We start from the raw sequence: 22,521 nt of genomic DNA on the forward strand, positions 1-22,521 counted from the left end.
CGATCAGGTAGAGGGGTTAGCGTTGTTTCAGACGGTCAATCACGACGGCCAACAACAGAATCGAACCACGAATCACATACTGATAAAACGTATCAATGTTCTTCAAGTTCATCGCATTCTCGATGATCGCCAGAATCAACACCCCGGCAATCACATGGCGAATCATGCCGATCCCGCCGCTCAACGACACCCCGCCCAACACACACGCGGAGATCACCGTCAGTTCAAAACCCTGGCCAATCATCGGTTGCCCCGAGGTCATGCGCGAAGCGAGGATCACCCCGGCCAACGCCCCGATCAAACCGTGCACGGCAAAGATGATGATCTTGGTCCGGTCCACGTTGACCCCGGCCAACAGCGCCGCTTCCTGGTTACCGCCGATGGCCATGGTGTTGCGCCCGTAGGTGGTGTAGTTCAGCAGCCAGCCGAAAAACAGGAAGCAAACGATGGTGATCAGGATCGGCACCGGCACGCCGAACAACTGGCCGTTGCCGAAGACGAAGAACTGTTCCTGCGACACGCCGACCGCTTTGCCATTGGCAAAAATGTAGGCCAGGCCACGCACGATTTGCATGGTCGCCAACGTGGTGATCAAGGCATTGACCCGCAGCTTGGCGATCACGATCCCGTTGATCAAACCGACGATCAGCCCCATGAACAGCGCCGCCGCGACACCAAGGAATACGCTGTCGGTGTCACGCATCACCACCGCCGCGACCACGCCGGCACAGGCAATCACCGAACCCACCGACAAGTCGAAGTGCCCGGACGCCAGGCAATACAACATGGTGCACGCGGCAATCCCGGTAGTGGAAATCGCCAGGCCCAACCCGCGCATGTTCAGCGGCGAGAGGAAGTTGTCGATCAGCAACGTGCAGGCGACGAAGATGGCGATGGCCGCCAGCAGCATCACCCAGTCATCGAGAAAACGCCGCAGGTCCAGGGGTTTGCGCTGGGTGGGCAGAGCGTTGTTTTGGATGGTCATCATAATTACCTCTCAGTTCGCCACGCCGTCAGCGCGTTGGCGCGGCAAAGCCAGTTGCAGCAGGTTGGGTTCATTGGCCTCGTCGCGGGACAGTTCGCCGCGCATCGCGCCTTCGCACAGCACCAGAATGCGATCGGAAATGCCCATGACTTCCATCAAGTCGCTGGACACCACAATCACCGCGATACCACTGGCGGCGAGGTTATGGATGATCTGGTAGATCTCGGCCTTGGCGCCGATGTCGATGCCACGGGTCGGTTCGTCGAGCAGCAGGACTTTCATCGGCATCGACAGCCAGCGACCGAGAATGGCCTTCTGCTGATTGCCGCCGGACAGGTACATGATTTTCTGCGAGGCGCTCGGCGTCTTCACTTTCAGCGCGGCGATTTGCTTGTCGGCATTGCCCTTTTCCCATAGACCGCGCAGCAGGCAACCGAACGTGGAATGGGCGCCCCGCGCACTGATGTTGATGTTCTCGGCGACGCTGGAGAGCGGCATGATGCCCTCCTTCTTGCGGTCTTCGGGACAGAGCAAAACCCCGGCGGCAATCGCATCTCGAGGGGAACGCAGTTTCAGTTCATGGCCCCGCAGCTCCAGGCGTCCGGCCGTGTTGCGGGTCAAGCCGCTGAGCATGCGGAACAGCTCCGTGCGCCCTGCCCCAACCAAACCGAACAGCCCGAGAATCTCGCCTTTGTGCACCTCGAAACTCACCGGTTCACGCAGGCCCGGCCCGAGTAGACCGTCAACCTTCAGCGCCACCGCACCGCGTTGACGCGGACGGTAATCGTAGATGTCCTGGATGTCGCGACCGACCATGCAGGTCACCAACTGGTCGTGGGTCAGTTCGCTCATGTTCTCGAACGTGCGCACGAAGCGGCCGTCCTTGAACACCGTCACCGCGTTGCAGATGCGGAACACTTCTTCCATGCGATGGGAAACGTAGAGCACCACTTTGCCTTCGTCCCGCAGGCGACCGATGATCGCCATCAAGCGATCGATCTCCCGGGCTGAAAGGCTGCTGGTCGGCTCATCAAAAGCGATCACATGGGCGCCACGGGATAATGCCTTGGCGATTTCGACCAATTGGCGCTGGCCGAGGGACAGCCGTCCGACTTTCTCCTGCGGATCGATTTCATCGGCCAGGCCCTTGAGGCAAGCCAATGCTTGCTGGCGCAAGGCACCGCGATTGATCAGGCCGAAACTGGCCGGCAGATGCCCAAGGAACAGGTTTTCCGCCACGGTCATTTCCGGGACCAGATGCAGTTCCTGGTGGATCACCGCCACACGGCTGGCGATGCTGTCGGCGGTGGACTTGAAAGCCATCGTCTGCTCGCCGATTTGCAGGTCGCCGCTGCTCGGGATGTAGGCGCCGCCGAGGATTTTCAGCAACGTCGATTTGCCGGCGCCGTTCTCGCCCATCAAGGCATGGACCTGCCCCGGATGGGCGACGAAGCTGATGCCGTCCAGCGCCTTCACCCCGGGAAAGGTCTTGCCGATCCCGTTGAAGCGCAAGCTGCCGCCGCGGTGTTCTTGTGTTTGTGTTTGCGCTTGCATAACCACCTCATCACACAGATCAGGCGGCCCCGTCGCCAGGGCCGCCAATGAAATCAACCGGCCTTCAGTTCCACAGGCCGATCTTTTCCAGTTCCTGCTTGAAGTTCTCACGAGTGATCAGCGTCACCTCGTCCATGGCGGTGTATTTCGGCGGCTCTTTGCCGGTGGTGACCCACTCGTACATCATCACTGCGGTGTTGTAGCCCTCGATGTGCGGGCTCGGCAGCATCGAGCCGAAGAAGCCGCTGTTGGGCTTTTTCAGTTCGCCGATGGCGTCAGTGCCGTTGATGCCGATCCCGATGACATTAGCGGCGGTGAACCCGGCGCTTTCGGTGGCGCGCACGCCGCCCAGCACGGTGTTGTCGTTCATGCCGCCGATGATCAGGTTTTTCGCACCGCTGGGCAGTTTCACCAGCGCCGAGTTGGTGGCGTCCATGCTGCCTGGGACGTCGAGGGTTTTCTGTGCGGTAAAGAGGATGTGGTCTTTCGGGAAGCCGGCATCTGTCAGCGCCTTGGCCGAACCGTCGGTGCGTTTCTTGCCAGTGTCGAGTTCGTTGAAGGTGTTGATCACGGCATAGGTTTCTTTCCAGTCCCAGCCGCGCTTCTTGGCTTCGGTGGCCATGGCATTGCCCTGTTTCTCGCCGACTTCAAACGCGGCCATGCCGAGGTAAGGCACGTCTTCCATGAATTTACCGCTGGCATCGACAAAACGGTCATCGACCGCAATCACTTTCAAACCGTTGGCCTTGGCCTTGGCGACGATGGCCGGGCCGAGACCGACGTCTGGCGGGCAGATCACAAAGCCTTTCGCGCCGTTGGCCGCCAAGCTGTCGATGGCCGAGAGGGTTTTCTCGCCATCCGGCACGGCGATCTTGATCACGGTGAAGCCTTTGTCCTTGCCGGCCTTTTCAGCGAAGGCCCATTCGGTCTGGAACCAGGGTTCTTCCGCCTGCTTGACCAGAAAACCGATTTTCACTTGCTCGGCCGCCAGCAGCGAACTGCTCAGGCTGACCGCCGTGACCGCCAAAGCGGCACAGCACAGGGAACGGATCCCACGACGACGATTCATAAGCTGACTCCTTGTTATTTTTTTTGAGCGTTATTTGAAAGCCGATACAGCGGTCAAAACGTGTAGCAAATAGTCATATCGTATGATGATTGGATGACGGACGGAGTTCCGCGTCCGACATCCGTTGTCCTCAGTCGTGGTACATGACCGAACGACCACCATCGATGGTGATGCACGAGGCATTGATGAACGGTGCTTCATCGCTGGCCAGGAAAACGGCCGTCATCGCCACTTCCATCGGCTGACCGATGCGTCGCGGTGGATGCAGATCAAAGGCCCGCTGACGTTCGGCCTGGGGGTCGGCAAAACCGTTCCAGTAATCGACGTTCAGTTGGGTTTCGATGTAGCCCGGCGCGATGGCGTTGACGCGAATGCCCTTCGCCGCGTATTCGATGCCGAGGGCGCGGGTCAGGCCGAGCAAGCCGTGCTTGGCCACCGGGTACGGGAAGCAGCCCGGAATAATGTGGGAGGAATGGGTCGAGGCAATGTTGATGATGCTGCCGATGCCTTGCTCGATCATTTGCGGTAGCACGGCTTTGCAGCCGAACCAGGCGCCGTCGAGGTCGATGGCGAAGCAACGACGCCAGTCTTCTTCGGTCATTTCCAGTGGATCGCGGAACACATTGACGCCGGCGCAGTTGACCAGCACGTCGATGCGGCTGTGGCGTTCGACGGCCAGTTTGGCCATGGCGTGCAGGTCTTGCTGATGGGACACGTCGGCCTTGATCGCGTGGACGTCAAAACCTTTGTCCCGCCAGTGGGCCGCGACTTTCTCGACTTTCTCACCCTGGATGTCGCTGATGATCAGCTTGGCTTGCTGGCAGGCGAAGGTCGCGACAATCGCCTCGCCAATGCCCTGAGCGGCGCCGGTCAGCAGTACGACTTTGTTTTTCAGTCGTTCGCCCTTCGGCGGCTCGGGCACCGGTGGCAAGGAAAGAGGCTCAGCCATGAAGCCGGACTCCCTTTTTCAGGCACGACAAAAACCGGGCATCTGTCGATGTCCGGCCGAAAAACTGTTTGGAAAATCGCTGCATCACTTCACCCGTTTTGTTTTTTTAAGTGTGAGTGCGTGTAACTGATGGAGCCGACTATAAACCCGACCGCCAAATAATCTCAATATATAATTTTACATCCCATATTTTGGGATTCACCCAGCAAATCTCGTACAGGTTTTTCCGGGCACATCGACCCGAAGCGACAGCACCGCGCCGTCCAATGGATGGTTGAGCGGGCTTGCGGCGCTGGTGATGTAGAGGGTTTGCAAGTCTTCGCCGCCGAATACGCAACTGGTAGGTCGGCTAACCGGCAGTTCGATCACCCGATCGACTTGGCCTTCAGGGCTGAGTCTGAGTAGGCAATTGCCATCCCATCGAGCGTTCCAGAAGTAACCCTGGGAATCCATTGCCGAGCCATCGGGGCCGCCGCGTTCGTGGGGGCCGAACCAGACCTGGGCCGGGTCGAGGGCGCCGTCGGTGCGGATGAAATGTTGATAGAGCGTGCTGTCGAGGCTGTCGGCGAAGTACAGGCGAGTCGAGTCATCGCTCCACAACAGGGTGTTGGGAATGCCCAGCCCTCTGAGCAGCGGCGTTACCCGAGCGTCGTGGTCGATACGGAACAGGCCGCCGGAGCGACGCTCGATGGGCAGGTCTTCGCCGTTCTCGCCGATATTGTTTTGCATGGTGCCGAGCCAGAGCCGGCCTTGGGCATCGCAGCGGGCTTCGTTGGGGCGGTTGCCTGGTTGTGGGTCGGCGACGCAGAGCAGGGTCAGCTGGGGTTCCAAACCCAGTGAGTCGAGATCCAGCCGATACACGCCGCTGCTGAGGGTCACCAGTGCGTCGCCGCTTTCGCAGGGGATGAAGGCGGACACATGCTCGGGCATCTGCCAGATCTGCACGTTATTGCCGATCAATCGCAGCGCTTGCTTGCCAGCGATATCTACCCAGTAAAGCGCTTGGGTGGGTGCGTCCCAGAAAGGGCCTTCACCGAGTTGGGCGCGGTGTTCGGTAACGGCAGTCCACGTCATGAAACCTCCTGCATTGTTATTGTTTTTTGTGTGGGAGCGGGTTTGCTTTTGTGACTGTGGCATCAATGTTGAATTTGACGACGCCTTCGCGGGCAAGCCTCACTCCTACATGGGAATTGTGTTTTAGCTGGCTTTTTTGTCGGCCATGACTTGTGGGTAGAAGCGTTTGATTGCCAGGTCGGCGTTGTCGATCAGGGTCATGCAGGCCCACACACCCCGCGCGGCATCCCGGGCGGCGATGGCGTCGGCCATGTCTTTGTGGATCGGCAATGTGCGGCGCAGTTCATCCGGGTCGGCGGCGGACACTTCGAAAGACACCGCCAGCAGCGCGCCGAGGGCCGGGACCATTTGTTCGATGAATTGATTGTGGCTGGCGGCGAGGATGCACTCGTGGAAGAACTGGTCGGCGCGGTTGTAATCGATGCCGCTGTCCACCGCCCGCTCCAGCGCGTTGTACGCCTGAAGAATGGCTTGCACCTGTTCGACGGTGGCGCGCTCGCAAGCCCAGCGCACCGCCATGGGTTCGATGGTGCGGCGCAGGTCGAGCAAGTCGTCAACGAAGTTTTCCGGCAGGCCACTGCGCGACAGCCAGCCGACGACTTGCGGATCAAACAGATTCCAACGTTTTATCGGCAGCACCCGCGTCCCGACCTTCGGCCCGACTTCGAGCAAGCCCTTGGCGACCAAGGTCTTGATGGCTTCGCGAATCACCGTGCGACTGACCCCAAGCTGCTCGCCGAGGGCGGCTTCAACCTTGATGGTTTCGCCGGGCTTCACCTGGCCGGCGGCAATCCAGCAACCGAGCCAATCGACCGTCGACGCATGAAAACTGCTGGACATGAAAACCTCGAAGCAGGGACGGCAAAAAGCCGTTCGCGATGGAGGTCCACGCTAATCATCATATGATTGGCTGTCAAATTGATTTTTCGAGACAACACAAAACAAATGTGGGAGCGGGCTTGCTCGCGAAAGCGGCCTGTCAGTTTATTAATATGCTGACTGACACGACGCCTTCGCGAGCAAGCCCACTCCCACAATTTGATCCGGTTACGGTTCGAGACCGATGGGGAAGAACTCGCCACCACTCCACACACCCAACCAGCGCTGCCCATCGATCTCACGACTCACCGCCAATTCCACCAATTGATAGAACACGTTGCGATGGATCAGCGCTTCGAGGTTGGTCCGCACATGCACGTAGGGCGCAGGTTCTTGTGTCACGGGATCGATCACGACGCGCATTGGGTGTTCGGCTCCCGCCTCGGCCGTCTCATCGACATTGGTGGTGAAACGTAGAAGCTGAGCTTCGCCCTCGCCTTCGACATCTACAGCAATCGCCACGAACGGCGCGTCATCGACTTTGATGCCGACTTTCTCGACCGGGGTAATCAGGAAGTAATCATCGCCGTCGCGGCGGATGATGGTGGAGAACAACTTGACCATCGGCTTGCGCCCGATCGGTGTGCCCAAGTAATACCAGGTGCCGTCCCGGGCGATGCGCATGTCGATGTCGCCGCAGAAGTCGGGGTTCCACAGGTGGACCGGTGGCAAGCCTTTGGTCTTGGGGATTTGCCCCAGCAGGTCGTTGGCTTTTTGCGGGCCACTCATGGCGATCTCCTCAGGATTACTGTTCGCTGAGGCCCAACAGGCTACGAGCGTATTGCTCCAGCGGCGGGCCCAGCAGATCTTCGGGCTTGGTGTCGTGGAACGTCAGTAAACCGCCACGACTCTTGATCCGTGCAGTATCGATCAAATACTGGGTGCTGGTCTCGATCAACATGATCTGAATCACGCCACTGTCGATGCCGAGGCGGTCCACAGCTTCCTGGTCGAGCCATTCGTCCGAGTTGCCGATGCGGTCGTCGGCCTTGGCAAACCGGGTATAGAGCAGGTAATGCGCACCAGCGGCCCGGGCTTCGCCCATGGCGGCGTCGAGGCCTTCCGGCGCACGGGCGCGGCGGACCATCGGGAAGTATTCGATAAAGCCGTCGAAGGCTGTTTCGGCGACCACGTTAGGTCGCGGGTAAGCACTGCCCGGTGGTGCGAAAGCACCCTGAGCAATGTAAATGAATGAGTCCGGCTGAATGCGGAAGTTGTTCACGCGCTGACTGTTGCTGTGATCCAGCAGCCCCGCGTCGCTCATGTGGTAGCGAACACCTTCGCCCATGTCGCTGACATTCATGCAGCCACCAAGCGCCATAACGGCCAGCAGCAAAACCAGGCTACGCATCCTACCCTCCAGAAGCCGGTGACGGAAAACCGGCGAATGGGCGTTGGATGCAGCTTCCGCGCCAGCTCAGGATTATCGTCGACTTATAGAACGCAATCGCGGGCAAGCCTTGCTCCTACAGGTTTGTGTCGTACGCAAATGTGCGGACACCATCAATCCTGTAGGAGCATGGCTTGCCCGCGATGAGGACTTGTCAGCCGCCGATGATTTTCATGATGGTCGCGCCACCGGAGAACGCCACTTCCTGCTTGTCCCCCAGAGCCTTCACCAACAGCCGCTGCAAGGCCGGCAGCGCCTGATGACGCGGCTTATCCAGTAAGTCGCCGACATAGTGGCGATTACTCGATGACAGGCAGCCATGTAGCCAACCGGTGGACGACAGCCGTAGCCGCGAACACGTCCGGCAGAACGGCACACTTTCGTTGGCGATCACGCCGAAGTGGCCCTGCCCCGGGATTTCGTAGCGCACCGCCGTGGCATCCACCGGGGCGTCGGCTTGCAGGTATTCATAGCGCTCGCCAATCAGGCTCAGCAACTGCTGAAGGCTGACGAACTGCTGCAGGAAGGCGTTGTTGTCGCTGGCCAGATGACCCATGCGCATCAACTCGATAAAGCGCAACTCATAGCCACGCTCCAGACAGTAATCGAGCAGCGGCATCACCTGATCGAGATTCTGCCCGCGCAACGGCACCATGTTGACCTTGATCTTCATGCCGGTCGCCGAGGCCTGGTCCATGCCATCGAGCACGGTAGCCAAGTCGCCACCGCGGGCAATGCTGCGAAATGCACTGGCGTCCAGGGTATCGAGGGAAACGTTGATGCGCCGGATACCGGCATCCACCAGCAGCGGCAGTTTTTTCGCCAGCAACTGACCATTGGTGGTCAGGCTGATGTCCTCAAGGCCCATCTGGCCGACGGCGCTCATGAAAGCTTCGAGTTTGGGGCTGACCAGCGGCTCGCCACCGGTGATGCGCAACCGCTCGATACCGGCGGCTTCGATCAGATACGCCACGCCACGCGCCATGGCCTCGGCCGACAATTCATCCTGCGCAGCCACCAGCCGCTTGCCGTTAGGCACGCAATAGGTACACGCGTAATTGCAGGCTGAAGTCAGGCTGATCCGCAAATTGCGAAAACGCCTGCCTTGACGATCAACGATCATGGAGCACTCCGGCAGAAGAAGTTTCGGGACCGCTAAAACTTGACTCACAAATCAAGTTTTAGCAATACCTAAGCCTGAGTATATTCCTGCGGTACTGCGCCATGTAGCAAAATCATGGCGCGATAAGGCCAGTGAATGGCTCAGCTGCTAGGCGTGTCGGTGTCGCGCTTGCGCTTGTTGCCCATGCGCACGCCGATGTCCATCAGGAACTGGAAGAAGCCTTCCTGATCTTCCAGCACATTGCTCCAGAACGGCGAGTGATACAGCGCCACGGCGCCATGCACCAGCGCCCAGGACGCGCAGTAATGGAAGTATGGCGGCACGTCTTCGAGCTTGCCTTCGCTGATCCGGCCCTTGATCAGCAGGGTCAGGCGTTCGAAGTTCGAGGCGCGGATCTTGTGCAGTTCCTCGACCATCTCCGGCACCTGGTTGCCCTTGACCACCTTTTCTTCGAGGCGATCGAACAAGCGATAGCGTTGCGGGTCGCGCATGCGGAATTCGAAGTAGGCCCGGGACAGGGCTTCCTTGTCCTTGTCGACATCGGCCGAATGCAACAGCTCGTTCAAATCGCGCTCGTAATCGAGCATCAGGCGCAGGTAGATCTCCGCCTTGGATTTGAAGTGCTTGTAGATCGTGCCTTTGCCGATACCGACGGCATCAGCAATCATCTCGACGGTGACACTGTCTTCACCCAGTTCGAGGAACAGCTTGAGCGCGGTATCGAGAATTTCTTGCTCGCGGCGACGAAACTCACGGACCTTACGAGGTTCTTTATGCATAAGAAAAGGTCTGTAGGGGTCAAAATTCGAAGCCGCGTATTATGCCTAACTTGCGCCAAAATGCACGGATCATCCGACCATATCTGCGTTTCTTGATCATTTCACGCAAGGTCACCGGTTGATGAGAACTCTTCCGAAGCGCCCGTATTCCAAAATTGTTTAAAAACCGGGGCGGCTAAACTGGACTCGGCGCAATACTGATCAATACTTGAACTGTCGGCGGGGCATCTCCCCCAAGTGTCGCGTCGATATAGGTACCAACGGACCGCGTACCTTTGTTTTACTCCTAATGGTCTTAACCCGGATTCACCCCCCAGAACCCGGGTTTTTTTTGCCTGCGATTTAACCTTTCACATGCGCCAACGGGAACAAACGCTTGAAGTTCTCGGTGGTCTGCTCGGCAAACCGCTCATAGGATTCCCCCCGCAGCATCGCCAGAAACTCTGCCACTTCCCGCACATATTGCGGCAGGTTCGGTTTGCCGCGATAAGGGATCGGCGCTAGGTACGGCGAGTCGGTTTCCACCAGCAAACGGTCGGCCGGTACTTTACTCGCGACATCACGCAACGCATCGGCATTGCGGAACGTGACAATTCCGGACAGGGAAATGTAATAACCCATGTCCAGCGCGGCCTTGGCCATGTCCCAGTCTTCGGTGAAGCAATGCAGCACGCCGGCTTGCGGGAGTGCGGCTTCGCGCAACAGATTCAGAGTATCGGCGCGAGCGCCACGGGTGTGAATGATTACCGGTTTGCCGGTCTGCCGGGCGGCTTGCAGGTGCAGGCGGAATGACTCCTGCTGCAACTCGGCGGCTTCCGGCTCGTAGTGATAATCCAGGCCGGTTTCACCAATCGCCACCACCCGAGGGTGATTCAGTTCTTGTAACAGCCAATCCAGCGCGGGCGCGGCACCGGGCTGCACATCCAGCGGATGCACACCTACCGAACAATCGACGTCGTCATAACGCTCGGCCAGGGCTTTGACATCGGCGGCGTTGTCGACGCTGACGCCGATACACAAAAAGTGCCCCACCCCGCGTTGCCGGGCCGCATCGAGTGCGGCATCCAGAGAGCCGTTGTGGGCGGCGAGGTCGAGGCGATCAAGGTGGCAATGGGAATCTACGAGCATAAAAAGGGCTGCAACTTACATCGTATGAGTGGGACGGTCGGATTTCAGGGCTCCGGCCAGATGGGTTTCGATTCGACTGCGAGCGGTGTTGTCACCCTCGTTGAACTGCACGCCAACCCCGGCAGCCCGGTTGCCCTGAGCGCCTTTGGGGGTGATCCATGTGACCTTGCCGGCGACCGGAATTTTTTCCGCATCGTCCATCAGGTTCAGCAACATGAACACCTCATCGCCCAACCTGTAGCTTTTGTTGGTCGGGATAAACAGGCCACCGTTCTTGATAAACGGCATGTAGGCCGCATAAAGCACGGACTTGTCCTTGATGGTCAGGGACAAAATGCCGTTGCGCGGCCCGGTATTGACGGGTTCATTCATGCTGACCTCCACGGCTGATGCTCAGAGTCTAGTCACTTCTGGCCAGGCAAAGACACCCATTGCACCAGCAACGCCTCAAGCAATAGCGCCGGATTCAGGTTGGCCTTGCTCATCACCTTCTGACGCTGGGCGAGGATCCAGTCCTGAATATTCAGCACTTTGCCCTGCGCGGACTTCTGCGCCAGGTATTGAATGACCTTGCGCATGTCCGTCAGGCCGAGGCCTTCTTCATCCTGAGTCAACTGATAGCGCAGGATCAAGCTCGACCAATCGCAGAACCAATCGAACAGCAGCAACTGCGGGATGGATTTCCATTCTTCGGCCAACTGGGTCGGTGATTTCTGTTGCTTGAGCAACTGCTTCACGCCTTCGACCACCAGCCCGCGCTGTTCGCGTACACCCTGGTTCTGCAACTTGACCGCGGCCAATGGCGAGCCAGCGGCCAAGGTCAGCAATTCGATGCGTTCTTCTTGAGAGCAATCCGGCAACGCCGTCGCCAACCACGCCAGGCTCATGGCCTCGCTGGGCAACGGGCAAGCCTGCTGCTGGCAGCGGCTCTTGATCGTCGGCAGCAGACGGCTGGTCTGGTGGCTGACCAGCAGCAACACGGTATCGCCGGACGGTTCTTCAAGGCTTTTGAGCAAGGCGTTGGCGGCGTTGACGTTCATCGACTCCACCGGCTCGATCAGCACCACTTTGCGCCCGCCCATCTGTGCGGTCTGGACCACAAAGCTGACCAAGTCACGAACCTGATCGACCTTGATTGCCTTGTCCGCCTCTTCCGGCTCCAGGATGTAGTTGTCGGGGTGGCTGCCAGCCTTGAGCAGCAGGCAGGATTTGCACCCGCCGCAAGCATCCTGCGCGGTCGGACGCTGACACAACAAATGCGCCATCAACCGCTCGGCCAACGCACGCTTGCCAATCCCGGCCGGGCCATGCAGCAAATAGGCGTGAGCGTGCTGTTTACGCCCCGCCAGTTGCTGCCAGAGCTCGTCCTGCCACGGATAGGCCTCAGCCACGGGTCAACTCCAGCAAGCGCGGGAGCAACGCATCCAGCGACCGCTGGACCTGCGGCAGCGGCTGGGCAGCATCGACCAGCACATAACGTGCGGGATCCGCCTCAGCGCGCTTGAGAAAGGCACTGCGCACCGCATCGAAAAAGGCCCGGCCTTCTAGCTCGAAACGATCCAGCCGACCGCGAGCACTGGCGCGAGCCAGACCGACTTCTACCGGCAGATCGAAAATCAGTGTCAAGTCAGGGCGCAAGTCACCCTGAACGAAGGCTTCCAGGGTCGCGATGCGCTCCAGCGACAAACCGCGACCGCCGCCCTGATAGGCGTAAGTCGAATCGGTGAAGCGATCGCACAAGACCACCGCACCACGAGCCAGCGCCGGGCGAATCACCTCGGCCAGATGCTGGGCTCGCGCGGCAAACACCAGCAACAGCTCGGTGTCGGGGTTCATGACTTCGTCCACCGGGGCCAGCAGCACTTCGCGGATCCGCTCGGCCAACGGCGTGCCGCCCGGCTCGCGGGTCAGCAACACTTCGATACCGGCGGCGCGCAGGCGCTCGGCCAGGTATTCGCGGTTGGTGCTCTTGCCGGCGCCTTCCGGGCCTTCCAGGGTAATAAACAAGCCAGTCACAGGCAGTCCTTAATCAGAGTCATTGCGAGCTTTGCGGCGCGGCTGCATCCGGTGCGGGCGCGGGTTCTTGCGCCGGCGTTGGCGGTACAGATTCAGGCGCGGTCGTCGGTTCCGGTGCGGGAGCCGGCTCTTGCGCCGGCACCTGCGGCACCGCTTCAGGCACGGTATCGGGGGAAGCCGCGGGAGTCGGTGTCTCGGCCTCCGGCGTCACGGGCGCGTTCGCCGGTGCCGGGCTGGAGCGGTAATCGGTGCGGCGCTTGAGCTGGAACTCGCGCACTGCCGAATTGTGTGCATCCAGGTCATCGGAGAACACATGGCTGCCGTCGCCGCGAGCGACAAAATACAAACTGTTGCCGGCCACCGGGTTCAGCGCCGCATGGATCGCTTCGCGGCCGACCATGGCTATCGGGGTTGGCGGCAATCCGGAAATCATATAGGTGTTGTACGGCGTCGCTTCCTTGAGGTGGGCGCGGGTCAACTTGCCGGTGTAGCGATCACCCAGGCCGTAGATCACCGTCGGATCGGTCTGCAACATCATGCCGATCGCCATCCGCCGCACGAATACGCCAGCAATCTGCCCGCGCTCCTGTGGCACGCCGGTTTCCTTCTCCACCAGCGAGGCCATGATCAGCGCCTGATAGGGTTCGGTGTACGGTGCATCAGCGGCGCGCTTGTCCCATTCCTTGGCGAGCACTTCATCGAGGCGCTCATAAGCTTTTTTCAGCAGCTCGGCGTCGGTCATGCCACGCACGAAGCTGTAAGTGTCCGGAAAGAAGCGGCCCTCAGGGAAAATCCCGGTATGGCCGATCTTGTCCATCACTTGTGTGTCGCTCAGGCCGTTCAGGGTTTGCTTGAGCTTGTCATCCTTGGCCAGGGCGGCGCGGACCTGCCGGAAATTCCAGCCTTCGACCAGGGTCACGCTGTACTGCACCACTTCGCCGCGTTTCCACAGATCGATCAGACCGTCGACGGTCATGCCGGGCAGCATGCGGTACTCACCGCTGTGAATCGGTGTGCTGGCGAGGTTGAAGCGCCAATAGACGCGCAACCAGAAGGCGTCTTTGATGACGCCATCGGCTTCGAGTCGATAGAAGGTGCGGGTCGGTGTTGTGCCCTTGGGCACTTCCAGCAGTTCTTCCTGGGTGATGTTCAGCGGTTGTTCCAGCGCCGAATGGATTTTCCAGGCCGAAGCGGCCATTAGCAGCCCCGCCAGAACCAGTCCGGTTTCCAGCAGCAGCAAGAATTTACGTCTCACGTATCAAGCATCCAGTAGCGCGCGGGCAAGGGTTTGGAGTTTACGGGTGAGCGGGCCAACCGACCAGCTCAGTGCTGCATAGGCGCGCACCGGCCAAACGCCATACACGCTGTTGCAGACGAAGACTTCATCGGCCCATTGCAGCTGATCGAGGCTGATGTCGGTGATGTGCGTGGGGATCCCCAATGACTCAGCCTGAAACAATAATTCGGCACGCATCACGCCGGCCACGCCGCAACGCTTGAGATCGGCGGTGATCAGCACACCGTCGCGAACCAGGAACAAGTTGCTGAAGACGCCTTCAATCACCCGACCGACCCGATCGAGCATCAGACCTTCGGCGTGCTCGGTGTCTTGCCACTCGGCCCGGGCGATGACCTGCTCCAGGCGATTCAAATGCTTGAGGCCGGCGAGCAACGGTTGATTGGACAATCGCGTGGTGCACGGGAACAACCGAACCCCCTGTTCGCTATGAACAACGGGATAAGCCGCAGGAGGATTGCCTTGCAAAATACGCCGGGCCTGGGCCGAAGGGTCGGGAGCATAACCGCGCAAACCGTCACCACGGGTGAGGATGAGCTTGAGCACGCCCTCGCCCAGTGCAGTGGCATAGGCCAACAATTCGCTGCGGATCAAGGAATGATTGGCAGTGATCGCCAGGCGTGAACAACCCTGCGCCAGACGCGACAGATGCCGATCCAGCAACAACGGTTGCCCGCCTCGCACAGCGATGGTCTCGAATAGACCATCACCGTAAGCCAGGCCGCGATCCTTCAGCGACAGAGCGTCAGCCGGCTGACCGTCGACCCAGCTGTCCATCAGTCAGCGAACCGGCGGAACACCAGCGAGCCGTTGGTCCCGCCAAACCCGAAGGAATTGGACAGCACCACATCGATATCCATGTTGCGCGCGGTGTGCGGCACGAAGTCGAGGTCGCAACCTTCATCCGGCTCATCGAGGTTGATGGTCGGCGGTGCCACTTGGCTGTTGATCGCCAGCACACTGAAGATCGCCTCGACCGCGCCCGCCGCACCCAACAGGTGACCGGTCATGGACTTGGTCGAACTGACCGCCATTTTGTAAGCGTGATCGCCGAACACCGACTTGATCGCACAGGCTTCGGCGAGGTCGCCGGCCGAGGTCGAAGTGCCGTGGGCGTTGATGTACTGGACCTGGTCGCCATTGATCTTGGCGTCGCGCAGGGCATTGGTGATGCAGCGTGCAGCACCGGCGCCGTCGGCGGGAGGCGAAGTCATGTGGTAGGCATCGCCACTGGTGCCGAAGCCGATCAGCTCGGCATAGATGGTCGCGCCGCGGGCCTTGGCGTGTTCCAGCTCTTCAAGCACCAGCGCACCGGCGCCATCGGACAGAACGAAGCCATCACGGCCCTTGTCCCATGGACGGCTGGCGCGGGTTGGCTCGTCGTTGCGGGTCGACAGTGCACGGGAGGCACCAAAGCCGCCCATGCCCAGGCCGCAAGCGGCCATCTCGGCGCCGCCGGCAATCATCACGTCGGCTTCGTCGTACATGATGTTGCGAGCCGCCATGCCGATGCAGTGCGTACCGGTGGTACACGCGGTGGCGATGGCGTAGTTAGGTCCCTGCGCACCCAAGTGGATGGACAGGAAACCGGAAATCATATTGATGATCGAGCCAGGCACGAAGAACGGTGAAATTCGACGAGGGCCGGAGTCATGCAGCGTGCGGCTGGTTTCTTCGATATTGGTCAGACCGCCAATACCCGAACCCATGGCCACGCCGATGCGCTCACGGTTGGCGTCAGTGACTTCCAGACCGGAATTACGCACAGCCTGAAACCCTGCGGCCAGACCGTATTGAATGAACAGGTCGAGCTTTCGAGCTTCCTTGACCGACAGGTATTCCTCGACATTGAAGCCCTTTACCGAGCCGCCAAAGCGGGTGGAATAGGCAGAAAGGTCGGTGTGTTCGATCAGACCAATGCCACTGCGGCCAGCCAGAATGCCCTGCCAACTGCTCGGCACATCCGTGCCCAGTGGCGACAACATACCCATACCGGTGACTACGACGCGTCTACGCGACACAGCACTCTCCTTTTTCAAATGACGACTTTGCATCAGGCCTAAAGAAAAAACCGCACGCCGTAATGGCAGTGCGGTTTTTCCATGACAGCAAGCAGCGATTACAAGCTATTAAGCCTGATGGTTAGTAACGTAATCGATTGCAGCTTGTACAGTAGTGATCTTCTCAGCTTCTTCGTCAGGGATTTCGGTCTCGAATTCCTCTTCCAGAGCCATCACCAGCTCAACGGTGTCAAGGGAGTCGGCACCCAGGTCTTCAACGAAGGAAGCAGTGTTGACCACTTCTTCTTCTTTAACGCCCAGTTGCTCAGCAACGATTTTCTTGACGCGCTCTTCGATGGTGCTCATACCTTGTTTTCACTCCTAATGGACAAATTCAGGCAGCTGGCCAGTGGGTAAGTGTATAGAAAGACTTTTCAGTTTTTCAACTGAAAGCTTCACTCCTCAAACCCAGGGACCCTCTGCCTATAAATAGATTGCAGCTTTATAACGGATTTTAGACAGCTCGTATGACATTTTTTTGAAGCAATCCGTCACATTTAACTCATGTACATCCCGCCGTTCACCGGGATTGTAGCCCCAGTAACGTAAGCCGCACCGTCGGATGCAAGAAAAGCGACCACAGACGCGATCTCTTGAGCTTGCCCCAGACGGCCCAGCGGAATCTGTGTCGCCAAGGATTCACGCTGCGCTTCAGGCAGCTCGCGGGTCATATCAGTATCGATGAACCCTGGGGCCACCGAGTTTACCGTAATCGAACGCGAACCGACTTCACGCGCCAGTGCGCGACTGAAACCTTCCAGACCGGCCTTGGCGGCAGCGTAGTTTACTTGGCCTGCGTTGCCCATGGCACCCACAACCGAACCAATACTGATAATTCGTCCCCAACGGGCCTTGGTCATGCCGCGCAAAACCCCCTTGGACAGGCGAAACAGACTGTTCAGGTTGGTATCGATGACGTCGTTCCATTCGTCGTCTTTCATGCGCATCATCAGATTATCGCGGGTGATACCAGCATTATTGACCAGAATTGCCGGGGCGCCGAACTGCGCGGTGATGCTTGCCAGCACCGCTGCAACCGATTCGTCGCTGGTGACATTGAGTTCCAGGCCAGTGCCTTGAATAGCGTTTTCTTTCAGGGTAGCAGCGATGCGCTCGGCACCCGAGGCGGAGGTCGCGGTGCCAATGACGATGGCGCCCTGACGACCCAATTCCAGGGCGATGGCCTGGCCGATACCGCGGCTCGCGCCGGTGACCAGTGCAACTTTACCTTGCAGACTCATGCAAGTTTCTCCTGATTCAGGCCAGCGCTGCGCGAGCGGCAGCGAAAGCGTCTGGGGTATTGAGGTTGGATGTCGACACGCCTTCGGCGCAGCGTTTGTTCAGACCGGCAAGCACCTTGCCCGGACCGCATTCGACCAGCTGGGTCGCGCCCTTGGCCGCAAGCGCCTGGACCGATTCGACCCAGCGCACAGGCTTGTAGAGCTGCTCAAGCAGATCGCGCTTGAGGGTATCCAGATCGGCCGGCACATTGGCGCTGACGTTCTGCACCACCGGGACCTGCGGGACCTGCCAGTCAATGGCCGCGATGGACTCGGCAAAGCGCTCGGCCGCCGGACGCATCAGTTCACAGTGGGATGGCACGCTGACCGGCAACGGCAAGGCGCGCTTGGCACCACGGGCCTTGCAGCCTTCGATGGCACGTTCGACCGCCGCCTTGGCACCGGCGATAACGACCTGGCCGGGAGAATTGAAGTTGACCGCACTGACCACTTCGCCCTGCGCCGCTTCTGCACAGGCCGCCAGCACGTCAGCATCTTCCAGGCCGAGGATAGCGGCCATGCCGCCCTGCCCGGCCGGAACGGCTTCCTGCATCAACTGACCACGACGTTCGACCAGTTTCACCGCGTCGCCCAGACTCAGGCTGCCTGCCGCCACCAGGGCGCTGTATTCGCCCAGGCTGTGACCGGCCACATAAGCCGGACGCGCACCGCCTTCCGCCAGCCACAGGCGCCACAAGGCGATCGAGGCGGTCAGAATGGCCGGCTGGGTTTTATCGGTTTGATTGAGTTGTTCTTCCGGCCCTTGCTGGGTCAGTGCCCACAGGTCGTAACCCAGAGCATCGGAAGCTTCTTTGAATGTTTCGAGGACCACCGGATGTTGCGCGCCCAACTCGGCCAGCATGCCGAGGGACTGCGAACCCTGTCCTGGAAAGACGAATGCGAGGGAAGCAGACATGTAACAAGCCCCTAATGATCTTGTCGTCGGAGAATTGACGTCCCGCTTGGGGGACGCAAGAAGCTGACAGTTGGATGGCCAATTGAACTGAGCGGTCACATTTAAGCATTGTCCGACGAAAACGCCTAAGGCAACAAATCCTCCAGACGACCGTGAAGCCGCTCCGGGAGGTTTTCCTGGATCTCGATCAGGGCGCGCTGGATCGCACTCTGGAAACCCTGCACCCCGGCCGAACCGTGGCTTTTCACCACAATCCCCTGCAAGCCGAGAAAGCTCGCGCCGTTGTGCCGCGCCGGCGCCAGGTCCGCCTGCAAGCGCTTCATCAGCGGCAGCGCCAAAGCACCGACCATCCGCGAGGCGACGTTCTTCTTGAACAAGGCTTCGATACGCCCGGCAATCATGGTCGCCAGGCCTTCGCTGGACTTGAGCAGGATATTGCCGACAAAACCGTCACACACCACCACGTCCGCCTCGCCGCGGTACAAACCGTCACCTTCGACAAAACCGATGTAGTTGATGCCCCGGGCGCTCTGCAACAAGGTCGCGGCCAGCTTGACCTGCTGATTGCCCTTGATGTCTTCAGTACCGATGTTTAGCAACGCCACCCGCGGGCGAACGACACCCAGGGTTTCCGCCGCCACCGAGCCCATGATCGCGAACTGCAACAAGTGCTCGGCACTGCAATCGACGTTGGCACCGAGGTCGAGCAACTGGCAATAGCCCTTCTGGGTCGGAATGGCCGCGATCATCGCCGGCCGGTCAATGCCCGGCAAGGTCTTGAGCACAAACCGCGACAGAGCCATCAGCGCACCGGTGTTGCCGGCGCTGACACAGGCCTGGACCTTGCCATCACGCAACAACTCAAGGGCCACGCGCATTGACGAGTCAGGCTTGCCGCGCAAGGCCTGGGCAGGTTTTTCGTCCATGGTGATAACTTCGGACGCCGGCGTAATCGACAGGCGCGCGCGATCCACAGCCGAATGACCGGAGAGCAGCTCTTCTAAAAGGGAGGGTTGACCGACGAGGGTCAGGTGCAGCGAGGGTGTAGCAGACAGGCAAGCAAGGCTGGCCTGAACAATGCTGCGGGGACCGAAGTCCCCGCCCATTGCGTCAATCGCGATGACTTGAGCAGACAAGTGATTACTCGTCAGCGCCCTTGTCGATCACTTTACGGCCACGGTAAACGCCTTCTGGCGATACGTGGTGACGCAGGTGAATTTCACCGGTGGTTTTTTCTACAGACAGAGTGCTTGCCGTCAGGGCATCGTGCGAACGACGCATGTCACGGGCAGAGCGGGATTTTTTGTTCTGCTGAACAGCCATAATTGATTAACTCCTAAACGTTTGGGTCACGCTTTAACTGCGCCAATACACTGAACGGGTTGGACCGCGTTGACTCGTCCTCGCTCGGTTCGGGCTCATCGAGACCCGCCGGCTGCTGGCATTCTTCCGGATGATGAGCAGGCACAATGGGCAAGGCGAGCAGAAGCTCCTCCTCGATCAGTGACTGCAGATCCAATGGATCTTCGCCCAGTTCCAGCACGTCATAACCTTTCGGCAACGACTGGGTATTCGCACCCTCTTTCACCACAGCATAACTGCATTCGCTGTGGATCGGCAGGGTGACCAGCTCAAGACAACGCTGGCAAACCATTTTGACTTCGGTGTCGATAAAGCTGTGGATTACCACAGATTTACGTTCATCTCGTTCAAAAACGAATTTAGCCTGCACCGTACCGACAGTGTCGGAAAGCGGGTCGCAGAGTCTCTCCAAATCGGCCAGCAGCATTTCACCTTGAAGGGTGGTGCCACGATCAGCCAATTTGCGCGGGTCAACGTGAGGTGGAATCGGGTCATTCAACATAGGCGCAGCATTATAGGGATGCACCCAGCCATGTCAAAGGAAATTCAGCCCTGTCCGTCACTTGGAAGCCTCGCTAGAATTCGCCCCTGCCTTTTGGAGATGCGCATGCTGCCTTTATTACTCGCTTCAAGCTCGGTTTATCGCCGGGAATTGCTAGCCCGCCTGCAGCTTGAATTTACCTGCAGCTCGCCGGACATCGATGAAAGCCATCGTCCGGACGAGTCCGCGATTAATCTGGTCAAGCGCCTCGCCGAAGAGAAAGCACGCGCACTGGCCGACAGCCACCCCGCTCATCTGATCATCGGCTCCGATCAGGTCGCGGTGCTCGGCGAGCGCATTATCGGCAAACCCCACACGTTCGAAAAGGCCCGTGAACAACTGCTGGCCTCCAGCGGTGCCAGTGTGACCTTCCTGACCGGCCTGGCCCTGCTCAACAGCCAGACCGGCCACTGCCAGGTCGACTGCGTGCCGTTCACCGTGCACATGCGAACTCTCGATCAGGCGCGCATCGAACGTTACCTGCGCGCAGAACAGCCCTACGACTGCGCTGGCAGCTTCAAGGCGGAAGGTTTGGGGGTGAGCCTGTTTCAAAGCACCGAAGGCCCTGACGCCACCAGCCTGATCGGCCTGCCACTGATTCGCTTGATCGACATGCTCTTGGCGGAAGGAATCCAGATCCCCTGAGCCCCCACCTGTAGCAGCTGGCGAAGCCTGCGTTCGGCTGCGAAGCAGTCGTGGAATCAGGCGGCGCATTACTTCAGGAATACCGCGCGCTCAGGCTCTACCTGATTGATATGTTGCTGGTTGAGGGTGTGCGAATTCCCTGACCACCCCCTGTAGCAGCTGGCGAAGCCTGCGTTCGGCTGCGAAGCAGTCGTGGAATCAGGCGGCGCATTGCTTCAGGAATACCGCGCGCTCAGGCTCTACCTGATTGATATGTTGCTGGTTGAGGGTGTGCGAATTCCCTGACCACCCCCTGTAGCAGCTGGCGAAGCCTGCGTTCGGCTGCGAAGCAGTCGTGGAATCAGGCGGCGCATTGCTTCAGGAATACCGCGCGCTCAGGTTTTGCGACTGCTGCGCAGCCGAACGCAGGCTTCGCCAGCCGCTACAGGGTTGCGCGCACAAAAAACCGGCCACGAAAGCCGGTTTTTTATGTCACGACAGAATCAGCGCAACGACGGGCCGTTAAACCCCATCCACATCGCCAATTGCTCGGCGACGCTGGCACCGAGCTTCTTCGAGAAACGATCAAACGTCGATTCCTGAATGGTGAAGTCCACCAACTCTTTCTCGCCGATCACGTCACGGGCGACCGAACTGGCATTGCCCAGGCCATCGATCAGCCCCAGCGGCAGCGCCTGTTCACCGGACCAGACCAGCCCGGAGAACAACTCCGGATGCTCTTTGTCCTTGAGCCGATCGCCGCGCCCCTTCTTCACGCTGTTGATGAACTGCTGATGCGTAGTGTCGAGCACACCCTGCCAGAACTGAGTCTCCTCAGCCTTCTGCGGCTGGAACGGATCAAGGAACGACTTGTGCTCACCCGAGGTGTAGGTACGACGCTCAACGCCGAGCTTCTCCATGGTCCCGACAAAACCGTAACCGGCCGCCGTCACACCAATGGAACCCACCAGGCTCGCCTTGTCGGCGTAGATCTGATCGGCCGCACTGGCGATGTAATAGGCGCCGGAAGCGCCCAGATCGGAAATCACTGCATATACCTTGGTATCCGGGTGCAGACCGCGCAGGCGTTTGATTTCGTCGTACACGTAACCCGACTGCACCGGACTGCCGCCCGGGCTGTTGATGCGCAGGATCACACCCTTGACCTTCTCATCTTCGAAGGCTGCACGCAGACTGCCAACAATGTTGTCGGCGCTGGCGGATTCCTTGTCGGCGATCACGCCATTGACGTCGATCAACGCGGTGTAGTTGGAGCTGCGGGTCGCGCTCTTTTCCATGTCCATCAGCGGCGTAAACAGCAGCAGCGCCGCAAACAGGTACACAAAAGTCAACAGCTTGAAGAAAATCCCCCAACGGCGTGAGCGGCGCTGCTCCTGCACACCGGCCAGCAGGGTCTTCTCCAACAGCTTCCAACTCTTCTCGTCACCGCCATCAGCGCCAGCCTTGGCAGGCGCTTTCCATTCGTCGGTCATGC

The 22,521-nt window shown here is 59.4% G+C and carries 25 protein-coding genes; 1 reads left to right on the plus strand and 24 read right to left on the minus strand.

Features of this window, described 5'->3' with window-relative positions:
• Window positions 1–16: 16 nt before the first annotated feature.
• The 23 genes from araH to ACA071_RS23070 all read right to left on the minus strand — a co-directional run bounded on the left by araH (window position 17) and on the right by ACA071_RS23070 (window position 20,363).
• Window positions 17–985: an L-arabinose ABC transporter permease AraH gene (gene araH / locus ACA071_RS22960; protein ID WP_054052214.1), complete on the minus strand. Its 969-nt coding sequence runs from the start codon at window positions 983–985 to the stop codon at window positions 17–19.
• Between the two features lie 12 nt (window positions 986–997).
• On the minus strand, window positions 998–2,539 hold the full coding sequence (araG, locus tag ACA071_RS22965; RefSeq protein WP_497641261.1) for an L-arabinose ABC transporter ATP-binding protein AraG: 1,542 nt from the start codon (window positions 2,537–2,539) through the stop codon (window positions 998–1,000).
• 64 nt (window positions 2,540–2,603) lie between these two features.
• On the minus strand, window positions 2,604–3,608 hold the full coding sequence (locus tag ACA071_RS22970) for a substrate-binding domain-containing protein (protein ID WP_169373629.1): 1,005 nt from the start codon (window positions 3,606–3,608) through the stop codon (window positions 2,604–2,606).
• 130 nt (window positions 3,609–3,738) lie between these two features.
• Window positions 3,739–4,557 (minus strand): SDR family oxidoreductase, encoded by an 819-nt coding sequence (locus tag ACA071_RS22975; RefSeq protein WP_497641262.1) that lies wholly within the window; start codon window positions 4,555–4,557, stop codon window positions 3,739–3,741.
• A 198-nt stretch (window positions 4,558–4,755) separates the two neighbouring features.
• Window positions 4,756–5,631 carry an SMP-30/gluconolactonase/LRE family protein gene (locus ACA071_RS22980; RefSeq protein ID WP_497641263.1) on the minus strand — a complete coding sequence of 292 codons (876 nt, stop codon included), beginning with the start codon at window positions 5,629–5,631 and terminating at the stop codon, window positions 4,756–4,758.
• Between the two features lie 123 nt (window positions 5,632–5,754).
• The gene (locus ACA071_RS22985) at window positions 5,755–6,471 is read right to left on the minus strand and encodes a FadR/GntR family transcriptional regulator (protein ID WP_497641264.1); all 717 of its coding nucleotides are present in this window, start codon (window positions 6,469–6,471) and stop codon (window positions 5,755–5,757) included.
• 207 nt (window positions 6,472–6,678) lie between these two features.
• On the minus strand, window positions 6,679–7,239 hold the full coding sequence (locus ACA071_RS22990; protein ID WP_497641265.1) for a DUF1285 domain-containing protein: 561 nt from the start codon (window positions 7,237–7,239) through the stop codon (window positions 6,679–6,681).
• A 16-nt stretch (window positions 7,240–7,255) separates the two neighbouring features.
• Window positions 7,256–7,861 carry a DUF4823 domain-containing protein gene (locus ACA071_RS22995; RefSeq protein WP_497641266.1) on the minus strand — a complete coding sequence of 202 codons (606 nt, stop codon included), beginning with the start codon at window positions 7,859–7,861 and terminating at the stop codon, window positions 7,256–7,258.
• A 193-nt stretch (window positions 7,862–8,054) separates the two neighbouring features.
• A complete protein-coding gene (locus ACA071_RS23000; protein WP_497641267.1) occupies window positions 8,055–9,023 on the minus strand; it encodes a GTP 3',8-cyclase MoaA in 969 nt (322 codons plus the stop codon).
• A gap of 140 nt (window positions 9,024–9,163) precedes the next feature.
• Window positions 9,164–9,802 (minus strand): TetR/AcrR family transcriptional regulator, encoded by a 639-nt coding sequence (locus tag ACA071_RS23005; RefSeq protein ID WP_133838378.1) that lies wholly within the window; start codon window positions 9,800–9,802, stop codon window positions 9,164–9,166.
• A gap of 342 nt (window positions 9,803–10,144) precedes the next feature.
• On the minus strand, window positions 10,145–10,930 hold the full coding sequence (locus tag ACA071_RS23010) for a TatD family hydrolase (RefSeq protein WP_497641268.1): 786 nt from the start codon (window positions 10,928–10,930) through the stop codon (window positions 10,145–10,147).
• Window positions 10,931–10,945: 15 nt separating this feature from the next.
• Entirely contained in the window at window positions 10,946–11,302 is a 357-nt protein-coding gene (locus tag ACA071_RS23015; RefSeq protein WP_497641269.1) for a PilZ domain-containing protein, read from the minus strand.
• Between the two features lie 32 nt (window positions 11,303–11,334).
• The gene (locus tag ACA071_RS23020) at window positions 11,335–12,321 is read right to left on the minus strand and encodes a DNA polymerase III subunit delta' (RefSeq protein WP_497641270.1); all 987 of its coding nucleotides are present in this window, start codon (window positions 12,319–12,321) and stop codon (window positions 11,335–11,337) included.
• Window positions 12,314–12,946, minus strand: a complete 633-nt coding sequence (gene tmk / locus ACA071_RS23025; protein ID WP_497641271.1) for a dTMP kinase — start codon at window positions 12,944–12,946, stop codon at window positions 12,314–12,316. The genes ACA071_RS23020 and tmk overlap by 8 nt, the downstream gene beginning before the upstream one ends.
• Before the next feature lie 19 nt (window positions 12,947–12,965).
• Window positions 12,966–14,201, minus strand: coding sequence for an endolytic transglycosylase MltG (gene mltG, locus ACA071_RS23030; RefSeq protein ID WP_497641272.1), 1,236 nt, complete (start codon window positions 14,199–14,201; stop codon window positions 12,966–12,968).
• Window positions 14,202–14,204: 3 nt separating this feature from the next.
• A complete protein-coding gene (gene pabC / locus ACA071_RS23035) occupies window positions 14,205–15,020 on the minus strand; it encodes an aminodeoxychorismate lyase (RefSeq protein ID WP_497641273.1) in 816 nt (271 codons plus the stop codon).
• A complete protein-coding gene (gene fabF, locus ACA071_RS23040) occupies window positions 15,020–16,264 on the minus strand; it encodes a beta-ketoacyl-ACP synthase II (protein ID WP_497641274.1) in 1,245 nt (414 codons plus the stop codon). Before fabF ends, pabC begins: the two co-directional genes overlap by 1 nt.
• A 108-nt stretch (window positions 16,265–16,372) precedes the next feature.
• Window positions 16,373–16,609 carry an acyl carrier protein gene (gene acpP / locus ACA071_RS23045; RefSeq protein WP_003442511.1) on the minus strand — a complete coding sequence of 79 codons (237 nt, stop codon included), beginning with the start codon at window positions 16,607–16,609 and terminating at the stop codon, window positions 16,373–16,375.
• A 191-nt stretch (window positions 16,610–16,800) separates the two neighbouring features.
• On the minus strand, window positions 16,801–17,544 hold the full coding sequence (fabG, locus tag ACA071_RS23050; protein ID WP_169373617.1) for a 3-oxoacyl-ACP reductase FabG: 744 nt from the start codon (window positions 17,542–17,544) through the stop codon (window positions 16,801–16,803).
• A gap of 16 nt (window positions 17,545–17,560) precedes the next feature.
• The gene (gene fabD, locus ACA071_RS23055) at window positions 17,561–18,499 is read right to left on the minus strand and encodes an ACP S-malonyltransferase (protein ID WP_497641275.1); all 939 of its coding nucleotides are present in this window, start codon (window positions 18,497–18,499) and stop codon (window positions 17,561–17,563) included.
• Between the two features lie 125 nt (window positions 18,500–18,624).
• Window positions 18,625–19,635: a phosphate acyltransferase PlsX gene (plsX, locus tag ACA071_RS23060; RefSeq protein ID WP_497641276.1), complete on the minus strand. Its 1,011-nt coding sequence runs from the start codon at window positions 19,633–19,635 to the stop codon at window positions 18,625–18,627.
• 4 nt (window positions 19,636–19,639) lie between these two features.
• Complete coding sequence (rpmF, locus tag ACA071_RS23065) at window positions 19,640–19,822, minus strand: 50S ribosomal protein L32 (RefSeq protein ID WP_008152339.1); 183 nt, start codon at window positions 19,820–19,822, stop codon at window positions 19,640–19,642.
• A gap of 13 nt (window positions 19,823–19,835) precedes the next feature.
• Window positions 19,836–20,363 carry a YceD family protein gene (locus tag ACA071_RS23070; protein ID WP_497641277.1) on the minus strand — a complete coding sequence of 176 codons (528 nt, stop codon included), beginning with the start codon at window positions 20,361–20,363 and terminating at the stop codon, window positions 19,836–19,838.
• Window positions 20,364–20,468: 105 nt separating this feature from the next.
• On the opposite strand from ACA071_RS23070, the gene ACA071_RS23075 reads away from it, so the two are divergent.
• A complete protein-coding gene (locus tag ACA071_RS23075; RefSeq protein WP_497641278.1) occupies window positions 20,469–21,047 on the plus strand; it encodes a Maf family protein in 579 nt (192 codons plus the stop codon).
• A gap of 482 nt (window positions 21,048–21,529) precedes the next feature.
• Here the strand turns inward: ACA071_RS23075 and sppA are convergent, their stop codons facing one another.
• Complete coding sequence (gene sppA / locus ACA071_RS23080) at window positions 21,530–22,519, minus strand: signal peptide peptidase SppA (RefSeq protein WP_497641279.1); 990 nt, start codon at window positions 22,517–22,519, stop codon at window positions 21,530–21,532.
• Window positions 22,520–22,521: the final 2 nt, after the last annotated feature.

The organism is Pseudomonas sp. LBUM1646 (assembly GCF_059716165.1).

Excerpts from the sequence above, each read along its gene's own strand:
- ACA071_RS22995 (WP_497641266.1), bottom strand. The coding sequence starts at position 7,861 with ATGCGTAGCCTGGTTTTGCTGCTGGCCGTTATGGCGCTTGGTGGCTGC.
- ACA071_RS23005 (WP_133838378.1), bottom strand. The coding sequence starts at position 9,802 with ATGCATAAAGAACCTCGTAAGGTCCGTGAGTTTCGTCGCCGCGAGCAA.
- ACA071_RS22985 (WP_497641264.1), bottom strand. The coding sequence starts at position 6,471 with ATGTCCAGCAGTTTTCATGCGTCGACGGTCGATTGGCTCGGTTGCTGG.
- ACA071_RS22970 (WP_169373629.1), bottom strand. The coding sequence starts at position 3,608 with ATGAATCGTCGTCGTGGGATCCGTTCCCTGTGCTGTGCCGCTTTGGCG.
- ACA071_RS23070 (WP_497641277.1), bottom strand. The coding sequence starts at position 20,363 with ATGTTGAATGACCCGATTCCACCTCACGTTGACCCGCGCAAATTGGCT.
- acpP (WP_003442511.1), bottom strand. The coding sequence starts at position 16,609 with ATGAGCACCATCGAAGAGCGCGTCAAGAAAATCGTTGCTGAGCAACTG.
- pabC (WP_497641273.1), bottom strand. The coding sequence starts at position 15,020 with ATGGACAGCTGGGTCGACGGTCAGCCGGCTGACGCTCTGTCGCTGAAG.
- rpmF (WP_008152339.1), bottom strand. The coding sequence starts at position 19,822 with ATGGCTGTTCAGCAGAACAAAAAATCCCGCTCTGCCCGTGACATGCGT.
- ACA071_RS23075 (WP_497641278.1), top strand. The coding sequence starts at position 20,469 with ATGCTGCCTTTATTACTCGCTTCAAGCTCGGTTTATCGCCGGGAATTG.
- araH (WP_054052214.1), bottom strand. The coding sequence starts at position 985 with ATGACCATCCAAAACAACGCTCTGCCCACCCAGCGCAAACCCCTGGAC.
- ACA071_RS23015 (WP_497641269.1), bottom strand. The coding sequence starts at position 11,302 with ATGAATGAACCCGTCAATACCGGGCCGCGCAACGGCATTTTGTCCCTG.
- ACA071_RS23010 (WP_497641268.1), bottom strand. The coding sequence starts at position 10,930 with ATGCTCGTAGATTCCCATTGCCACCTTGATCGCCTCGACCTCGCCGCC.
- sppA (WP_497641279.1), bottom strand. The coding sequence starts at position 22,519 with ATGACCGACGAATGGAAAGCGCCTGCCAAGGCTGGCGCTGATGGCGGT.
- ACA071_RS22980 (WP_497641263.1), bottom strand. The coding sequence starts at position 5,631 with ATGACGTGGACTGCCGTTACCGAACACCGCGCCCAACTCGGTGAAGGC.
- ACA071_RS22990 (WP_497641265.1), bottom strand. The coding sequence starts at position 7,239 with ATGAGTGGCCCGCAAAAAGCCAACGACCTGCTGGGGCAAATCCCCAAG.
- fabG (WP_169373617.1), bottom strand. The coding sequence starts at position 17,544 with ATGAGTCTGCAAGGTAAAGTTGCACTGGTCACCGGCGCGAGCCGCGGT.
- ACA071_RS22975 (WP_497641262.1), bottom strand. The coding sequence starts at position 4,557 with ATGGCTGAGCCTCTTTCCTTGCCACCGGTGCCCGAGCCGCCGAAGGGC.
- fabD (WP_497641275.1), bottom strand. The coding sequence starts at position 18,499 with ATGTCTGCTTCCCTCGCATTCGTCTTTCCAGGACAGGGTTCGCAGTCC.
- ACA071_RS23000 (WP_497641267.1), bottom strand. The coding sequence starts at position 9,023 with ATGATCGTTGATCGTCAAGGCAGGCGTTTTCGCAATTTGCGGATCAGC.
- araG (WP_497641261.1), bottom strand. The coding sequence starts at position 2,539 with ATGCAAGCGCAAACACAAACACAAGAACACCGCGGCGGCAGCTTGCGC.